Here is a 19,084-nt window from a genome sequence, read left to right as displayed (position 1 = left end):
TTTAACGAAAGAATGAAATAAAACCGAGTCCATCATAAAGAAAATGGCAGATCCAGCTGACCCAAACACTATTGGATTTTTTCCAGACGTAGTTGAGTGCCAATCTTGCGGGCATCAAGGTGATCAATAATTGTGCTGGATGAAAACCGTACGCTGGGATATGCCACAAAGCGAACAGCACACTGCAAATGATGGAAGACCAGAGGAAAGAGAATCCTTTTTTCTGTAAAGCTAACAAGAGATTGGTACTAAGCAACTCTTCTCCCATCAACATGAAGGGTACTTGTAAAAAGACCATTTGGACAGTGATGGTTTCGCCGATCGAGTTAGTTGTTGGTTGTCCAAAAATAGCGGCATAAATAAAGGAAAAGAACACGCCAGTCAAAATGACGAAAGGCACACCCCATAATAAAACGATGAAACGAAAATGCTTGAATTGTTCCAAAAAGGTCCTTCGTAAGAGAAAGTACCCTGCACCAAATGCCAAAATCACATTCCATACAGTACCAATGATGGATAAAACGGAATCGCTTAGGGGTGTATAGGGAAGCATTTGATAGGTTAAACCGATGACTAATGTAAGAATAAATAAATACGTTGTTGACTTGTGTTTCATTTTGAACACATCCTTTAAAGTAATTGCCACACGCTGAATTATAAACAGAAAAAACATCAAAGTACAAAAAGATCTCTCTCATTATTTTTAAACGAAAATAAAACGGAGTGAATACGATATCATGGCTGATAGGCTTGCTTTTATTAGTATCAGAATAAAAGATTTCTTAGAATAATTCTCAAAAATGGTGAACAAAAAGAGAAGTTTATAAGAATCTCTGTAACACTGTTGAAATATTATTACGCTTATGTTACATTTTGTTTACGTTATTATGTTTTAGGGAGAATGTTTATGAAGAAATCAAGCAATTATTCAAATAATTCACAACATAAAGAAGCGACGTCTGAAAAACAAGCACCTTTTTCAAGGGTCGAATCACATCAAGAGCAAACAACGGGAACGGCAAGACGCACGCAAACCACCAATCGTCAAGTTTCTAAAAAGAAGCCAACCCATCGCAAGTATCTCTTTTCATTGATGACGCTTCTGACAATTGTCATTATCGCCACTGGCGGCTATATCGCCTTTACGTTGAAGCAGCAAGAAGCCTTGGCACGGGAAAAATATGAGGCTGCTGCTGAAAAGTTATTGGCATCGATCCAAGAAGAACAAGTTAAAGAGGGAATCCCAGCAAAACTCGAAACATTGTCTAATGGGGACAAGAAAGAATTGATTTTCCGACCAAAAGAAGAAAGTACGATTCCTGTCAAAGATGCAAGCAAGAAATTGTCGACCATGGCGAACAAATTATGCAAAAAACACACCGACAAAGAGACAGTCACTGTTGCTCGGATTGAAGCACAAGCTGTCGCATCGAAAGTGTCAACCTATTCTTTAAAAGCGGACAGCTATGTTTGGAACCGGGAAACTGGTCGCTTTGAAGATGCGGATAGCGTGGTTGCCGATCCAATTTTTATTTCCGAGAAAACCGGCAATGAATTATCCTTGAAAGACTTGGTTCCAGATGAAGGCAGCTTGTTAGGGATCCAGCAAGTCATTCAGCAAAAGATTTTAGACCAAGCCAAGGAACCTGATAAAGTCATTGATGCGGTCTTGGCGATGGATCGAATCACCTATGAGTCGAAATTTACGTATGATCCTGAAAAATTAACGATCCAGTTGCCCCAAAATCAAACTGGCGTATCTGAGATCACGTTGGCGTACAAAGAGATTGCACCGTTTATTGATCCGGAACTTGTTAATGCGGATCAATTGAAAGAGCAACAATCGACATTGGACCAAAACAAAAAATATGTTGCACTGACTTTCGATGATGGCCCTAACGACACAACCACATTAGATCTTTTGAAGATTTTAAAGGACAACGATGTCAAAGCAACGTTTTTTGAATTAGGACAAATGGTGGATCGATATCCTGAAGTATCGAAAAAAGTCCATGAGGAAGGGCATGAAATTGCCAGTCACTCCTATTCACATCCGCAATTAAATACGTTGTCGCCGGAGGATGTCAAAGCTGAAATAACTAAGACCGACAAAGCAATCTATCAGGCAACAGGAGTCTTACCTAAGAATTTGCGCCCGCCGTATGGGGCGATCGATCAACAGAGCGCCCAAGCGGCAGGAAAATCGATCATTCAATGGAGTGTTGATACCGAGGATTGGAAGCTAAAAGATCCGAACAAAATTTTGAAGGTCGTACAAAATAATGTCTACGATGGTTCAATAATTCTGCTCCATGATATTCATCCGAAATCCGTTCAAGCCGTACCTGGTATTATTCAAACGCTGAAAGCGCAAGGCTATGAATTTGTGACGGTGGATCAATTGCTCAATGGCAACCAAAAACCAATGTATCAATACTTTGGAGCGACAGACGAACGTAGTGTTAGCTAATAGCTGAAAAAGGAAGTGATGGCAATCATCACTTCCTTTTTTTATTAACGAACGCTGCAGTTGCCGCTTTATCACTCGGAGGAGGCAAATGCTCGGAGATAATCTTCATCCAATAGCAAAGCAAAATCATCGGCAAGGGCTTCTTGATCCAGTTCTCGCATAATAGCCAACATCTTTTGCGTGATCGTTTCACCAGCTTTTTGATCGCCGGTTCTTATGAGCAACACGCCTTGGAAAAACTTGCAGACGGTTTGGTGGAAAAATTCTTTGTAGTCTGTCGCTAAAAGTTTCAATTGGACAACGAGAACTTCCGTCGCATCGTACTGCTGGTGTTTTAGCGTATATTCAATCAAATTGATCAGCAAGGCGCAGTAGATTTCACGACCTTTTTCCATATCGATGTAGTACTCGAGCATCTTGGATACTTTTTTGAAAAAGAGGAAATTATGGTCGTTGTCCAGAAGATCGATGGTGTTGCCAAATAGTTGGATTTCTTGTAACGTCCAGCTCTCAACATCAATGAGGTAAGAAGTGATCGTTTGGCGATCGCATTCTAAAACAGCACTTTGTCGATAGACCCCATGTTTTGCCAAGCATTGTAGCATGCGAATTCGCGAGCGAACCTCTGCAATACGGATATTGTTCAGTCTACTAGTGGTTTGTTGTAGTTCCTGTAACAGCTTTTGTAAATTTGGCAGATCGTGTTTGTTTGAATATTGATTATACCGATGATTATAGCTGTTTTGCTCATCCAGGCGATAGCCATTCGCGATATAGAGAAATTCATCGATATCCATTGAGAGATTTTCTAAAATTTGCAACAGCAGGTTGGCAGCAATTTGATGCTTGCCTTTTTCGAACTCGATGGCATAAGACTTTGAAATAATCGTGCCATAGACTTCTTTTTGGGTGAAGCCTTTTTTCAATCGGATTTGTCTGATCGTTTCGCCATACATAAGAAAGCCTCCGCTCTCGTTGAATTAATGAGATCTTGTATCCCCATTATAGTAAAGTAAAGCCAATAGAGGAATCTAAAAGGTCTTTTATTTCAGACTTTCCTTGATTTGGTGGAAGAAATCGTTCAGTAATCTTTGTGATAGAGGATCCTCAGAGGGGGATCGTAGAAAAGCGTGAGAACATTCGGTTCTCACGCTTTTTTTAGACAAAACTAAGGCAGATCAATAGAAAAATCATTACTAGCCAATGCATCGTTTGTTGCTCCTTAAGTCGTATTAGAAGAAGCCAATTTGGCAGCGGTGTTTCCTTCTTACCAACAAGTATAACCGCTTCGAGTAGAATGAACGTTTACGTCCGAAATGTAGGACCAAATAACTAGGTGAGGATGAAAAGCAGCGAAGAGCAACTGAAGAAATAATCGTTCATAATAGTGCAACGTTGATTTTGATAGAATAGTTTCATTCTTTTTTCACAGAACTTTCTGCGAGCGTTTCGATTCCTTTTTTTTGTTAGCAAGAGTTATTTTAGGTGATATCGTGAAAAAACGTCTAAATTATTTTTGTTTTTTTATTTGCGGAGGTAAAAAACGAGGTTAAAATCATGAAAAAACACAATCATCATTTTTCTCTATCCAGATGTATAAACATGCAATTGAAATCGTATTCATTATATTGATTAAACATAAAAAAAAGAAAGGTTAACTGACGAAAAAAGGCAATATTTTATCATTATACATTTGTTTATAAGATAAATATAAATAATTTCTGCTTGTTTATAAAATAAACCTTTTGTGTTTTGAAAGGTGAAATTCAGTGTTTTTTTAATTATTTATCGTGTTTATAATTTGTTGGAAAGAAATAAATTTGCTAGAATTTTGGTACACAGTGTGTTCGTTTAGTTATTTTATTTTTTAGTTTCACAAGAGTGAGCTAATGTGCTTCTAAACTATTTGAACAAAAATCACTGGGTTTTTCAGAAAGCATGCGAAAAAATCTTCGCTTTGCGATCGGTTACTTTTTGTTTTCTCTCTATGCCTTTAGGTGTTGGGTTGAAATAGATTTTCATCTGGTTTTAAAGGGGGAAAGAAGGATTCCAGAGATCATCAGTTTTATCTTTTGTCGGTTAAATTTTTTTCGAACAGGAGGAGAATGAATGAAAGGCATTAATTATAAAAAGCTCATGGATTCAAAGAAAAACACACGCGTTCGAACAAAGAAAAATATTATTGCGAATTTAACTGTCAGTGGAATGTTGTTGACAAGTACGGTGGTCGTGCCAGCAAGTTTGTTATGGGCACCAACGACGGTTGAAGCTGCTTTGGTTTCAGCTGAACTTTTCTCAGATATCACAGCGTCTAATAACTCAGGCACGAGTGCGTCTGCACCTTATGCAACTCCTGGTGCAACGAACCAAGTCAATTTCTCGATTTCTGGATCGAATGCAGTAACGGTTGATGTCTTGAATGGGGATAAAGTCGCGGTTGTTGGGGTTCCTCAAGGCCTTACTGGTTTGGTTCAACCGGCAGGGAATGCATCGATTTCCACCAATGTGATACTCCAACTGGGGAATTTCCCAGCCTTGCAAACACTGATCGGTACAGTCACACCAGCAGTCAATACCTTGATCAGCACGGTGGATGGAATCGTCAATCAAAATTTAGCTGATGCACTTGATATTCCGCCAACAATCGTTGGCGGCTTGCCAAATCCGTTGTATACGGCGGCTTCAATCGTGGATGTTAGCCAAGTGATATCCGTCAACTTAGATGAAATCACTACCCAGTTAGACTTATTAAATCAACTTGGACAATTTGGCCAAGCGAATTTTGAAGTTCCAGCTGGACTAACCGATAACGAACGTGCCCTGATTGCCAATGTGGATGATGGTTTATTTATCGTTATCAATCAACGCATCAATCAAATTCTCGATAATTTACAAGCAGCCCAGATTCAAGTCAGTATTTTGGATGGTGCAAGTGGGATTCCAGGCATCGGTACCTTGATCGGTCAAATCAATACGTTGGTACAAAGTACCGTTAATACAGCTAAAGCCACTTTAAACGCAACGGTTGAAACAGCACAAACAGTCTTCAATGCAACGACAGATTTAGCAGATCAAATCGCTTCTGCATCTGTTTTAGGTCAAACCAATGTGGTCATTCCAACGAATGTCACCAGTCCGACCTATGCACAATTGGTTGAAAACGGCGTGGCGAATCCATCTAATCCTTACGAAGCCCGCTTCGAAGGAACGATGTCTCAACTTGATTTGATCACCATTGATTTATTTACGGATGCTGACGGCAATAACTCGATTTGGTTTGCGCCAGATACACCAGAAGATCAAACCGATACACCAACAATCAATCCATTGACAGCAGGGGAAACGACGATCAGCGGAACAGCTGAGCCAGGCGCAGCCATCACATTGGCGATCAACGGCGGTGCACCTATTACAACAACCGCAGATGGTGACGGCAATTGGACGGCAGATGTCCCTGAATTGGTGGAAGGCGATACAGTCACAGCAGTAGCGGAAGCTGATGGGGAATCGGCGAGTGAGCCTGCAACGGCAACGGTAGCAGCACCAGTGGTTAATGCACCAACGGCTTCGATTACAGGAAATAGTACCGATGGGTACCCTGTGACGGGGACAGCCGCAGCAAATGCAGCCATTGAAATCACCAATGCCGAAGGTGAAGTCGTTGGCTCTGGGACGGCAAATGAGAACGGCAACTACAGTATCACGTTGAACCCAGCAGATGTAGCGGAAAATGAAAACTTGAATGTTGCTGCAATCGTCACTGCCGGTGGGCAAACTTACCGTAGTGGCAATACGCCAATCGTCGTTCCAGCAGACGATGCGGAGCAACAAACGGGAACACCAACGATTCATCCGGTGACTGCCGGGGATACAAGCGTCAGCGGAACTGCTGAGCCTAGTGCCTCGATTACTGTGACCGTCAACGGTGCAGATCCGATCGTGACGGAAGCCGATGAAGAGGGCAATTGGCGTGTTGATGTGGACGAAGTGTCAGAGGGCGATACGGTTTCAGCTATCGCCGAACTAGCAGGACAAACGCCAAGCCAACCGGCTAGCACCACCGTGTCCGCCTTAACAGTCAACGCACCAACGGCTTCGATCACAGGAAATAGTCAAGAGGGCTATCCAGTGACTGGAACAGCAGCACCAAATGCGGCCATTGAGATCACCAATGCGGATGGCGAAATTGTCGGAACAGGTACCGCCAATGAGAATGGTGTTTATACAGTCACGTTAGATCCAGCGGATGTTGACGCGGAAGAAACCCTGAATGTGACAGCGGTTGTGACCGCTGGCGGCGAAACCTATCGAAGCAACCCAACACCTGTTGTGGTGCCTGCAGATATCCTGCAGACGGAAACACCAACGATCGATCCAGTCAGTGCTGGAGATACGACCGTTAGTGGGACAGCGGAACCGGGGGCAACGGTAACGATCACGCTTCCTGAAGGCGATCCAATCACGGCTGAAGCCGATGATGAAGGCAACTGGGAAGCAACGGTTCCTGAATTATCAGAAGGCGATTCCGTGACCGTCGTAGCTGAGTCTGAAGGCAAAGATCCGAGTGCACCAATCACCGTGAGTGTAAACGGTTTAACCGTGGCGGCGCCAACGGCTACGATCACCGGAAATAGTACAGATGGGTATCCAGTAACGGGAACAGCGACTGCCAATGCAGCAATTGAAATTTTGAATGAAGCAGGAGAGGTCGTTGGTAGCGGAACAGCTGATGAGGATGGCAACTTCACGATCACCCTTGATCCTCAAGAGGTGACAGCTGGTGACAACTTACGAGTGGAAGCGATCGTGACGGCTGGTGGTGAAGACTATCGCAGTACAGGCACACCGCTTGTAGTTCCTGCAGATGATGTCGAAAATTTAACTGAAACACCAACGATCGACCCAGTAACAGCTGGGGATACGACCGTCAGCGGAACGGCTGAACCAGGGGCAACTGTGACGATTACGCTGCCTGAAGGCGATCCGATCACGGCAGAAGCCGATGACGAAGGCAATTGGGAAGCGACGGTACCAGAATTAACGGAAGGTGATACGGTAACAGTCGTTGCCGAAGTAGAAGGCAAAGAGCCAAGTGCACCGATTACCGTGACCGTTGATGGTGTGACTGTCAGTGCACCGAGCGCTTCCATCACAGGCAATAGTACGGATGGCTATCCGGTCAGTGGAACAACCACGCCGAATGCGGCCATTGAGATTTTGAATGAAGCAGGAGAGGTCGTTGGTAGCACGACGGCGGATGACACGGGTGTTTATACCGTCATCTTAGATCCAGCTGATGTGGCGCCAGAAGAAGCCTTGCAGGTGGTGGCAGTTGTGACAGCGGGCGGTCAAGACTACCGCAGTAATGCCACGCCAATCACGGTACCAGCAGACATTGAACAAACAGGGACACCAACGATCGATCCGGTCACAGCAGGTGATACCACGATTAGCGGAACGGCAGAACCAGGTTCGACGGTTACTGTTACGATCACCGGTCAAGAACCAGTAACGGCTGAAACGGATGACGAAGGAAACTGGCTTGCGGAAGTGCCAGCAGTCTCTGGTGGCGATACAGTCACAGTCGTTGCGGAAGCCGAAGGCAAAGAGCCAAGCGCGCCAGTCAGCGTTGGAGTCAATGGAGTCACCGTTGCAGCACCAACAGCGATCATCAGCGGCAATAGTACCGATGGCTATCCAATCACGGGGACTGCTCCAGTGAACGCAGCGATCGAAGTGTTGAATGAGTCAGGCGATGTGATCGGGACTGGGACAGCCGATGGGGATGGAAACTATACGGTAACCATCGCACCATCCGATGCAGCACCAGAAGAAACCTTGTCTGTCGTTGCGATCGTAACAGCTGGCGGAGATCAGTACCGCAGTCCTGCCACACCGGTGACGGTCCCAGCAGATGAGCTTGAACAAACAGCATCACCAACCATCGACCCAATCAATGCCGGGGATACGACGATCAGTGGGACCGCAGAACCAGGCGCTACGGTGACGGTAACGATCCCAGGTGAAGAACCTGTTACTGGTGAAGCCGATGACGAGGGGAACTGGACAGTTGAAGTTCCTGAAGTTTCTGAAGGAGAAACCGTCACAGTGGTCGCACAAGCACCAGACAAAGACCCAAGTGCACCGATCAGTGTTGGAGTCAATGGGTTGACGATCGCTACACCAACCGCGACGATCAGCGGCAATAGTACCGCAGGTTATCCAGTAACGGGAACGGCACCAGCCAATGCAGCCATCGAAATCTTGAATGCCGATGACGAGGTCATAGGTACTGGCACCGCCAATGACGAAGGCCAATATACGATCACGTTAACGAGTAATGACGCGTCTCCAGCTGAAGCCTTACGGGTGGTGGCGGTAGTCACAGCCGGTGGTCAAGAGTACCGCAGTGCGGCTGCACCAATCACAGTACCTTTGGATCAAACTGCAGTCCCAACGATTGAATCGGTGACAGCCGGCGACACGACCATCAGTGGTACGGCTGAACCTGGCGCGACAGTCTCAGTCACGATTGGTGACGCAGAGCCAGTCACTGCCGAAGCGGATGACGAAGGCAATTGGACGGCAACTGTGCCCGAGGTTTCTCAAGGAGAAATTGTTTCTGTGGTAGCGACCCTTGATGGGGAAACACCAAGTGATGCAGCTACGGTCGTCGTAAATCCACTCACTGTGGCGACACCGACAGCAGCGATCAGCGGCAATAGTTCGGATGGGTATCCAGTAACCGGAACGGCCACGCCAAATGCAGCGATTGAGATCTTAAATGCAGCCGGTGAGGTTGTTGGTAGCGGTGAAGCAAATGAGGAAGGTGCTTACAGCATCACATTGAGCAGCGACGATGTTGATCCTTCAGAAGCACTTCAGGTGGTGGCAGTGGTAACAGCTGGCGGCGATGAGTACCGTAGTGCGCCGCTCTCCATCGTGGTACCAGCAGACCAAACGACCACCCCAACGATCGATCAAGTGCAAGCAGGTGATACATCCGTCGGAGGGACTGCCGAACCTGGTTCAACGGTGACGGTAACGATTCCTGGAGAAGATCCAGTGACTGCCGAAACGGATGAGGAAGGCAATTGGACAGTCACCGTACCAGAACTTTCAGAAGGCGACACGGTCACAGTGGTTGCTGAAGCTGAAGGCAAAGACCCAAGTGCACCAATCAGTGTTGGTGTCGGTGCCTTGAACGTGGCTGCACCAACCGCAACGATCACGGGCAACAGTACTGACGGCTATCCAGTCACAGGAACAGCACCAGCCAACGCAACCATTGAAATCTTAAATGCTGCCAATGAAGTGGTAGGCAGTGGTACTGCCAATGGAGACGGTGAGTATACAATCACCTTGACAGAAGGTGTTTCACCAGCAGAAACCTTGCGCGTGGTGGCTATCGTATCAGCCGGCGGTCAAGACTATCGCAGTCCGGCAACTACTATCGTGGTGCCAGAAGATAACGCAGAAGACCAAACAGCGGCACCGACTGTCGCACCAGTGATTGCTGGGGCTACAACCGTTAGCGGAACGGCTGAACCTGGGGCCGATGTAACGGTTGAACTACCAAACGGCGATACTGTTACAGTGGCAGCGAATGACGAAGGTGAGTGGACGGCAACTGTGCCGACGGTTTCTCTGGATGATGTCTTGACAGTTACTGCCTTGGCAGACGGCAAAACAGAAAGTTTACCAGTAACAGTGACGGTGCAAGGGCTGATCGTGGCAGCACCAACGGCAACGATTTCTGGCAATAGTGCAGATGGCTATCCAGTAACTGGTACAGCACCAGCTAATGCGTCAATCGAAATCTTTAATGCTGATGATCAAGTGATTGGCACAGGGACGGCCAATGAGAATGGTGTTTACACCGTTACCTTGACCAGTGAAGAGGCATCAGCAGGAGAAACGGTCCGTGTCATTGCCATCGTTTCAGCAGGTGGGGATGACTTCCGTAGTCAACCAACGGCTGTCGTGGTACCTGCGGATCAAACGGCGACACCAACGATCAATCCAGCAGTTGCCGGCGCAACAGAAATCAGCGGGACAGCCGAACCAGGAGCAATAGTCAACGTGACGGTCGGTGAGCAAGACCCAATCTCAGCCGAAGTTGACGAAGAGGGCAATTGGCAAGTTGATGTGCCAGAGCTTTCCGAAGGGACGACTGTTACGGCAGTAGCAGAAGTAGAAAATGAAACACCAAGTACACCAGCAACGATCACAGTCGGTGCATTAACGGTGGCGGCTCCTAGTGCGTCCATCAGTGGCAATGCAGCCGAAGGTTATCCAGTGACCGGAACAGGACCAGCGAATGCGACCATCGAAATCTTGAACGAAGCTGGCGAGACAGTTGGAACGGGTACGACCAATGATGCAGGGCTTTACACGATCGATTTGACCAGTGAAAATGTCTCTCCTGAAGAAAACTTGACGGTAGTTGCGGTGGTAACAGCTGGTGGTACAGATTATCGTAGTCCAGCGACACCAATCATGGTGCCAGCTGAACCGGGTGAAAATCAAACAACGGCACCAACGGTTGATCCAATCAAAGCAGGCGATGAAACAGTTAGCGGAACGGCAGAACCAGGCTCAACTGTGACTGTGACACTACCTGACGGCACAGAAGAAACCGCCAAAACAGATGATGAGGGCAACTGGAGTGTCGATGTGCCTGAATTGTCTGAAGGGGATACCATCACAGTCGTCGCAGACAGTGACGGCAAAGACCCAAGTGATCCAATCACTGTCATCGTTGAAGGAGTGACTGTCGCAGCACCAACAGCTTCCATCAGCGGCAACAGCACGGATGGCTACCCAGTGACTGGTACAGCACCAGCCAATGCAGCGATCGAGATCTTGAACGCAGACAATGAAGTCGTTGGAACAGGCACTGCTGATGGAGACGGCAACTATACAGTGGACTTAACTGCTGAAACTGTCGATCCAGAAGAAACCTTAAACGTCGTTGCCATCGTTACAGCTGGTGGGAAAGAGTACCGCAGTAATCCAACAGCGGTCATCGTACCAGCAGAAACGGTAGTGGATCAGACAGCAGCACCAACGATCGATCCAATCACGGCGGGGGATACCAGCATCAGCGGAACGGCTGAACCAGGTTCAACCGTGACGATCACCGTACCAGATGCGGAACCAATCACGGCTGAAACGGATGACGAAGGCAATTGGACGGCAGAAGTACCAGAAGTTTCTGAAGGCGATGCAGTCACTGTTGTGGCACAATCACCTGACAAAGACCCAAGCGCTCCAGTCACAGTTGGTGTGGGTGCGTTGACGGTCACTGCTCCTAGTGCAACTATCACAGGCAATAGCACCGACGGCTATCCAGTAAGTGGAACGGCACCAGCCAATGCCACCATACAAATCTTGAATAGCGATGGACAAATCGTCGGTTCAGGAACCGTAGACGCGGAAGGAAACTACAGTATCACTCTTGAACCAACAGCTGTTGCACCAGCGGAAAGCCTAACAGTCGTCGCAGTTCTGACAGCTGGCGGCAAAGAATACCGCAGTAATGCGACACCAATCGTGGTACCTTTGGATCAAGAAGAGCAACAAACTGCAACACCAACGATCGATCCAGTCAAAGCTGGCGATACGACGATCAGCGGGACTGCCGAACCAGGTTCGACGGTGACGGTAACGATTGGTGAAAATGAACCGATCACAACTGAAACGAACGAAGAGGGCAATTGGACAGTCGAGGTACCTGAAGTTGCGGAGGGTGATACCGTCACTGTTGTGGCACAATCCCCTGAAAAAGACCCTAGTGCACCAATCACAGTGAGTGTGGATGGCATCACGGTTTCAGCACCGACCGCTTCCATCACTGGCAATCCAGAGGATGGTTATCCAGTGACGGGGATGGCAGCACCAAATGCGGCGATTGAAATCGTGAATGAAGCGGGGGATGTCGTTGGATCAGGCAATACTGATGAAAATGGCAACTACACGATCACGCTCTCTGGTGAAGATGTTTCTCCTGAAGAATCATTGAACGTCGTTGCGATCATTACAGCCGGCGGCAAAGACTATCGGAGTAATGCCACACCAATCGTAGTGCCCGTTGAGAATACGATCGATCAAACCGCCACACCAATCATCGAACCAGTCACAGCTGGTGACACGACCATCACTGGTACTGCTGTACCGGGATCGATGGTCACCGTGACGGTAACGGGAGAAGAAGCGGTTGAAACCGAAGCAGATGAAGCAGGAAATTGGTCAGTGGAAGTTGCAGAAGTTTCTCGAGATGAAATCGTAACAGCAGTGGCGCAAAGTGAAGGAGAAACCACCAGTGAACCAGCAACGACCGTTGTTAATGGCATCACGGTCAACGCACCTTCAGCGTCCATTACGGGTAATTCCCAAGAAGGCTATCCAGTAACCGGGAACGGGCCTGCCAATGCAGCGATTGAAATTTTGAATGAAGCGGGGGATGTCGTTGGAACAGGCACGACCGATGAAAATGGTGACTATACGATCACATTGACTAGTGAGGATGTCGCACCAGAAGAAAACTTAACGGTTGTGGCGATCGTCACTGCTGGTGGGGATGACTACCGCAGTAATCCGACACCAATCGTCGTACCTGTCGATGATGAAAGCATCAAGACAGATACACCAACCATTGACCCAGTTACGGCTGGTGATACAACGATCAGCGGAACGAGTGAGCCAGGTGCTACGATCACCGTTACCATCAGCGATCCGTTAACAAGTAGATTCCTGACCATCTTCGCGGCTGAAGGACCAATCACAACGATCGCCGATCAAAATGGTGACTGGGATGTTGAGTTATCCGCGGAAGCGACGGAAGGCGAAACTGTTACGGTTCTTGCTTTAGCCGAAGGCGAAACCTTAAGTGATCCGACGACGACCGTAGTCGGTGCCTTGACGGTTGACGCACCGGTTGCCACGATCACTGGCAATCCTACCGATGGCTATCCAGTCTTCGGGAATGGGCCAGCCAATGCGACGATCGAAATCTTGAATGAAGCGGGTGACGTTGTCGGAACTGGAACGACCAATGGGAATGGTGCCTTCAGCATCACATTAGACCCAGAGGATGTTTCACCAGAAGAAACCCTTAACGTTGTGGCTATCGTTACAGCAGGTGGCAGAGAATACCGCAGTGCAGCAACACCAATCGTGGTACCAACGGGTGACAATGGTACGGATGGTACCGACGGCACGGACGGTAGCAATGGCACGGACGGTAGCAATGGCACGGACGGTAGCAATGGCACGGACGGTACCAATGGAACGAATGGTACCGACGGAAGCAACGGCGCTTGGGGTAACTGGGGCAGTTGGGGGAACAACAACGGCAACGGTAGCAATAACAACCAAAGCTGGTGGGGAAGTAAGTACCTACCGAAAACGGGATCTGAAGGAACTTGGTATGCTTCACTGATTGGGGCAGCAGTCTTCGTTGTAGGAGGAATTGGTTTGTTCTTCAAAGCAAGAAAGAAAAAAGACCAACAAAAATAGCATGACTTTACCAGCGGAGTGGACATCCTCCGCTGGTATCTCTAGTGAACAATAGTTTTGAAGCAATGATCATCGTTTCGTAAAGAAAGGGTTAGAAATGGTATGAAAAGCAGAAGGAGGGAAAAACGTCTTTACAAATGGACGATCGGCCAATTAATTCTCTTTTTGACCAGCATCAGTTTCGTCAATTTGTATCTTTTAACAACGACAATAAAAGCCGAAGCAGCAGTGAATGTTTTAGATGTGGAGATTTTAAGCAATTTAACGAGTGCCAATACAAGTGGCACCTCAGTAAGCGTTCCATGGCCAGGCAGCGTGACAAATCGACCAGTGACTTTTTCTATTAAAGGCAACGGCGGGTTGAACGCTTCTGTCAATGTCAGTGGGGAAGATAAATTTGCTTTATTAGCGATCCCAGCAGAATTGAGAACTAGCATTAGTGCCAATGGATCCGCATCGATCAAGACGTCGACCACAGTCAATATTGCCAATGTCCCACTTTTGAATGCGATCTTAACAGCGCTTGATTCCTTGACCAGTTCACTAAATCTCAACCTTGGGATTGTTCAAATCGATTTGACAGCGATCAATCAGCAGATTTCTTTACTAAAGACTGTCGGAAATATTGGGAATGTTGAATTTACCAGTCCGTTGCAGTTTACGACCCAGAAAGAAGCTTTATATGCCAATATGAGTTCGAACCTTGGTGTCGTCTTAGGAACCAATGTCCCGCAAATTCTACGGAATTTAAGTACCGCGATTCAAAATACCCAGATCCGAGTGATCGGCATCGATATTGGCGGCGTCGTGCGCGCATTGCTGCAAGGGTTGCTCAATACTCTGCTTAGCACCGTGAACTCAGCGTTGAATGATTTGACAACTGTCCAAGAACAGCTGGCGGATGCAGCTGTTTTAGGAGCAACGGATGTTCAAATTCCGACGTTACTTTCAGGTCCGGGTCAGTTGACTGCAAATTGGACCGCTAATTTTTCCGCTTCTGTTTTGAAAGCAAAGCCGACGGACATCAATCTCTTGAACTTTAGTGCGCTAAATATCAGCAGTCGCCAAACCATGATTTATTTCATGGTCGAAGCATTGACGATGGATCGGGCGAATCTACCGACTCAGCTGAATTTTGGCCGACATGCCATTCAAACGAAAAAGAGTGAGACGTGGCGGGCAACCGCCAACGGCGATCAAAGCGCAGCTGCTACAACTGGGATTTTACGGATCAATGATACCCGCAATCGGCAGAAAAAATGGCAAGTAAAGGTCAGACAATCCACCAATTGGGTCAATGGTACACGCACATTGCCAGCCGCCGAATTAAGGGTTCAGCTTGGCACTGTCAATTCAACCTTTACGGATGGTCGAGTGGTTTTACCTGATAATGCAACGATTGCCCTGCAGCAAAATGTCGAAAAAAATGTGGTGGCGTTGGAAAATGCGGCATCGACTGGTGGACTGACCGTTAATTTTTCCCAGTTCAATTTATTTGTACCTGAGAAAACACCTAAATTTCAAGGTCAGTATCGCGCCACAGTCGTGTGGACCGTTTCCGATACACCTTGAAAAGGAAGAGCAGAATGAAAAAGAATTCCCTTGTGCTGCTTCTGATTTTGATGATCGGCAGTTTCTGCAGTTTCGTTCCATCAGCAGTAGCCAATACGACGACCGGCAACATTGAGTTTTATGAAGGACCAACGGAAACAGCTAGCAGTGATTCAATTGATGAAGAAATTGAACCACCGCCCAGTCAAGAAACGGTCACTAACGTAGAAGAACCACTGCCGCAGCTTGCTGAAACCAATCACTTTTGGCTGCCCTTAATAGGTGGATTCTTCATTAGTCTGACATTGATCATTTGCATCAAAAAAAGGAGGATGGCAAAATGATTTCAAAGAAATCGGTAATAGGCGCATTGGGGGTATTGACCGCCCTTAGTATTGTGACCACGGTGCAAGCGGACGATACGACCGGTGTCGTAGAATATACCTCTGGTGGCATCGTGTTTGACCCGGATAAAGGCGGGAGTGATCCCAATACGCAGCTACCAACGAATTTAGATTTTGGTGCCCATGAGATCCAAACAGAAAATGCCGAAACGTGGGTGGCTACTACGGATGGGACTGGACTACCTGGCGATGGGTCCACGCTGCAAAGAGGGGCAGTTGCAGTCAGTGATAACCGAGGACAGGCGAACTCTTCTTGGGCAATTAAAGTACGGCAAGCAACCCAATTTACGGCAGGAGACAGTACGTTGGACGGTGCGGTATTAACGGTAGATACGGGTACATTGACCAACAACTTAAGTTCGCCGCCAACCGGAACCAGTGATATTGCCAATGGCGAGCTTGATTTTGCGGCGATCAACAATGAATATGCTTTCTTGACCGCCAATGCTGGTGAAGGGATCGGTGAAACGTCGATGCCTCTAGAACAATTTACCCTTTCGATCCCAGCCAATACGGAAAAACAATCGGCAACCTATCAAACGACCCTCGTTTGGACGATCAGCAGTGCTCCGACGACCCCATAGGTTAGTAGTCATTGCTTAACAGTTAGCAGAAAAAAAGCAGCTTGCCTAAGCGGCTGCTTTTTATGCTAGCTGATTTTTCTTTCCTATTTTGTGTAGAAAGGATCTGACAGGATGCATCAGAACAAACTTCGAGGCAAAGGATTTCAGTATTGGGTAGTAAGTATTCTAACGGTCTTATTTTTCATTGGTACTAGTAGTACGGGGGCAGCAGATTCACTTGATACCTTCGATGTTCAAATCAAATTGCCGGAGTCACAGCGGGACAAAGAGTTGATGTACTATGATTTGTTGCTGGAGCCCAAGGCAGAAGAAAAGCTAGCAGTCATGGTTTCCAATAAAAGCGAGCAACCAATCAATCTACAGCTATCGTTTAATCGAGCGGTCACGAACATGACTGGCGTCGTTGAGTACTCTGGGGCAAATGAGGAAGCAACGCCTTCTGCTCCGTACGCGATCGAAGAACTCGTTACTTTGAGTGATGAAACACTTTCATTAGCCCCTAATGAACAAAAAGAAATCACCTTGACAGTCCGGATGCCATCTAAATCATTTGATGGGATTTTGGCAGGGGGACTATACGTACAGCAAACCGGCAGTGAAGAATTTCAAGGGAATGTTCAAAACCTATTAGCAAGAGAAGTGGCGGTATTGCTCCGAAATAAAGAGTCAGACATCCCGCCAGCGGTCCGAATTGAAGAAGCCCATTTGGAAGAGATCAACCGCCGCAATGTCATCATCGTAGCGGTGGAAAATGCAGCAGCCGATTATCTCAGTAAAGCCACGCTTGCTTATGAAGTGTTCCATGAAGGAAAAGCAACAGCCATCAAAGGGGAAAAAGAAATCCAATTAGCGCCCAATGCATTAATGAATTACGCACTTCCGCTGGATGGAAAGGAACTGCTATCAGGAGAGTATGAAATAAAAGCGACCCTTAAAGCAGCCGATCAAGAATGGCAGGGAGAGCCGACCTTCCAAGTTGCAAGGCAAGAAGCGCAAGAAAGAAACGAGCAAGATGTCAGTATTGAAGAAACCGCTTCGCCGATCCTTCTCTATCTATCGATTGGTGGTGTTTTATGTTTGATCATCGCTTATCTGATTTGGCATAATCGAAAACTAAAACGAGCATTAAAAAAAACAGATGATAAAACCCCATGAGCACTTGTAAGAAATTCCTTATTAATATAGAAGGAAAAAAAGAAAACAATCAAAATTCACGGGATGCATGTAAATCAAAAGCATAATAAAAGCAGCAAACAGGCCATTTATTGTTCGAAATAAATGGTTTTTTGTCGTGTCCATGAAGATTCGATATGGTAAATTAAGTAGAAAATTTTTTTTGATTGCATCTTGCAGCAGCGAACGATCTCTTTTATTTTGATGGAAAATCTTCAGAGGAAACAGTTGATTACCCTTAACCGGACTGCCCAAAGAGAAGGGTAGCTTTTTTTTGCGAAAAAACGAAGAATAAATAACGATTAATATTTAATTTGAACGAAGGTTTTTTTTTTTGAAAATCATTAGAAAGGTTGGGCAGTAGTCGGTAAGTTTTGGAATTGTTAATTAGTTAAACTACTTAAAAAAACATAAGTTTTTATTGTTGTTTGCGCTTTCTGTCTTATAAATGTGTTAAGAAAGCAGTACGACGGGAACTCCTTTACTATAATAGGTTTAGACCAATTATAAAGTCTTTTCTTACTTTGTTTTTAATTTAAACTACCTTTTTTGCATAAACGTTTCGCTAATTCGTTTGAAAGTGCAAGCAGGCATTTTTAATTAAGAATACAATTAGAAATGATGTGAAAAGGAGAATTAAGATGTCTGCAAATTTGAGCAATTTCGCTGTTTATATAGTAGATGACAACTTTTTTAATGGAAATTTGATGAAAAAAATGATCACTGAAAGTCATGTTCCTTATTCTATGGTGGAGATCATTTCACCGGAAGAACTAGATTCTTTTCTTGAAGGGTATCTAACAGATGTGAACGATTTATTTTTATTTTCCATTGAAATGATGGGCTTTGATCGAAGTTTTCAATTAGCAGGGCGATTGAGGGAGCAGTGCAAAAAGTGTCAAATTGCTTTTTATGGTGCCTATGCGTCCAAAATCGAAATCAAGAAACTGAATCTTATCTGTCCTTTAGGAATCATCGATACAGAAGAAAAGGATGTGGCAATGCAGTTAAGAAATTTGTTAACAGAAGCAATTGAAGTGAAACGATCATTGCTGGGAAAAAAACACTTATTAAAAATTGTTAGTAAACGAGAGTTGATGATCGTTGATGCAGAAGCAATCAACTACATAACAACGATCAAAGGTGAGCGAAACCGAATCGTATTCCATCAAAAGAAATCAGTTGAGTGCATTGAAACTTCGTTAAAGGTCATCAAACAGCTAGATTTGCCTGAGTATTATAAAGTATTCAAATCGTACATTATTAATGCGCGACAAATCAAAATGATTGATCGAACAAACAATGTTCTTTGCTTTTTTAATGGGGAAGAATTAGAAGTTGGAAAAAAAATCCGTAAAGCAATCAGTTAAAACTACATATAT

Annotated in this window: 9 protein-coding genes; 7 read left to right on the top strand and 2 right to left on the bottom strand. The window is 45.9% G+C overall.

Features of this window, described 5'->3' with window-relative positions; all coding sequences use genetic code 11:
* Position 1: 1 nt before the first annotated feature.
* On the bottom strand, positions 2-673 hold the full coding sequence (locus IGI86_RS10685; RefSeq protein ID WP_061054343.1) for a CPBP family intramembrane glutamic endopeptidase: 672 nt from the start codon (positions 671-673) through the stop codon (positions 2-4).
* Between the two features lie 234 nt (positions 674-907).
* Between IGI86_RS10685 and IGI86_RS10680 the strand changes: the two genes are divergently transcribed.
* Positions 908-2,470, top strand: coding sequence for a polysaccharide deacetylase family protein (locus IGI86_RS10680; protein ID WP_430617267.1), 1,563 nt, complete (start codon positions 908-910; stop codon positions 2,468-2,470).
* Between the two features lie 71 nt (positions 2,471-2,541).
* Here IGI86_RS10680 and IGI86_RS10675 read toward each other — a convergent pair whose 3' ends face one another.
* The gene (locus IGI86_RS10675; RefSeq protein ID WP_144330535.1) at positions 2,542-3,426 is read right to left on the bottom strand and encodes a helix-turn-helix domain-containing protein; all 885 of its coding nucleotides are present in this window, start codon (positions 3,424-3,426) and stop codon (positions 2,542-2,544) included.
* A 1,153-nt stretch (positions 3,427-4,579) separates the two neighbouring features.
* On the opposite strand from IGI86_RS10675, the gene IGI86_RS10670 reads away from it, so the two are divergent.
* The 6 genes from IGI86_RS10670 to IGI86_RS10645 all read left to right on the top strand — a co-directional run bounded on the left by IGI86_RS10670 (position 4,580) and on the right by IGI86_RS10645 (position 19,072).
* Entirely contained in the window at positions 4,580-13,990 is a 9,411-nt protein-coding gene (locus IGI86_RS10670; protein WP_430617266.1) for an Ig-like domain-containing protein, read from the top strand.
* A gap of 102 nt (positions 13,991-14,092) precedes the next feature.
* Positions 14,093-15,562, top strand: coding sequence for an adhesive domain-containing protein (locus IGI86_RS10665; RefSeq protein WP_016620540.1), 1,470 nt, complete (start codon positions 14,093-14,095; stop codon positions 15,560-15,562).
* A gap of 14 nt (positions 15,563-15,576) precedes the next feature.
* Positions 15,577-15,885, top strand: coding sequence for a hypothetical protein (locus IGI86_RS10660; protein WP_016620539.1), 309 nt, complete (start codon positions 15,577-15,579; stop codon positions 15,883-15,885).
* Entirely contained in the window at positions 15,882-16,529 is a 648-nt protein-coding gene (locus IGI86_RS10655) for a WxL domain-containing protein (protein WP_005235021.1), read from the top strand. The genes IGI86_RS10660 and IGI86_RS10655 overlap by 4 nt, the downstream gene beginning before the upstream one ends.
* Before the next feature lie 111 nt (positions 16,530-16,640).
* Positions 16,641-17,684 carry a DUF916 and DUF3324 domain-containing protein gene (locus IGI86_RS10650; protein ID WP_005235023.1) on the top strand — a complete coding sequence of 348 codons (1,044 nt, stop codon included), beginning with the start codon at positions 16,641-16,643 and terminating at the stop codon, positions 17,682-17,684.
* 659 nt (positions 17,685-18,343) lie between these two features.
* Positions 18,344-19,072, top strand: coding sequence for a LytTR family DNA-binding domain-containing protein (locus tag IGI86_RS10645; RefSeq protein WP_005235024.1), 729 nt, complete (start codon positions 18,344-18,346; stop codon positions 19,070-19,072).
* Positions 19,073-19,084: the final 12 nt, after the last annotated feature.

Origin of the sequence: Enterococcus sp. AZ188, from assembly GCF_050544075.1 — a bacterium.
Classification (GTDB): domain Bacteria; phylum Bacillota; class Bacilli; order Lactobacillales; family Enterococcaceae; genus Enterococcus_D; species Enterococcus_D entomosocium.
This window is presented reverse-complemented; position numbering and strand designations above follow the sequence as displayed.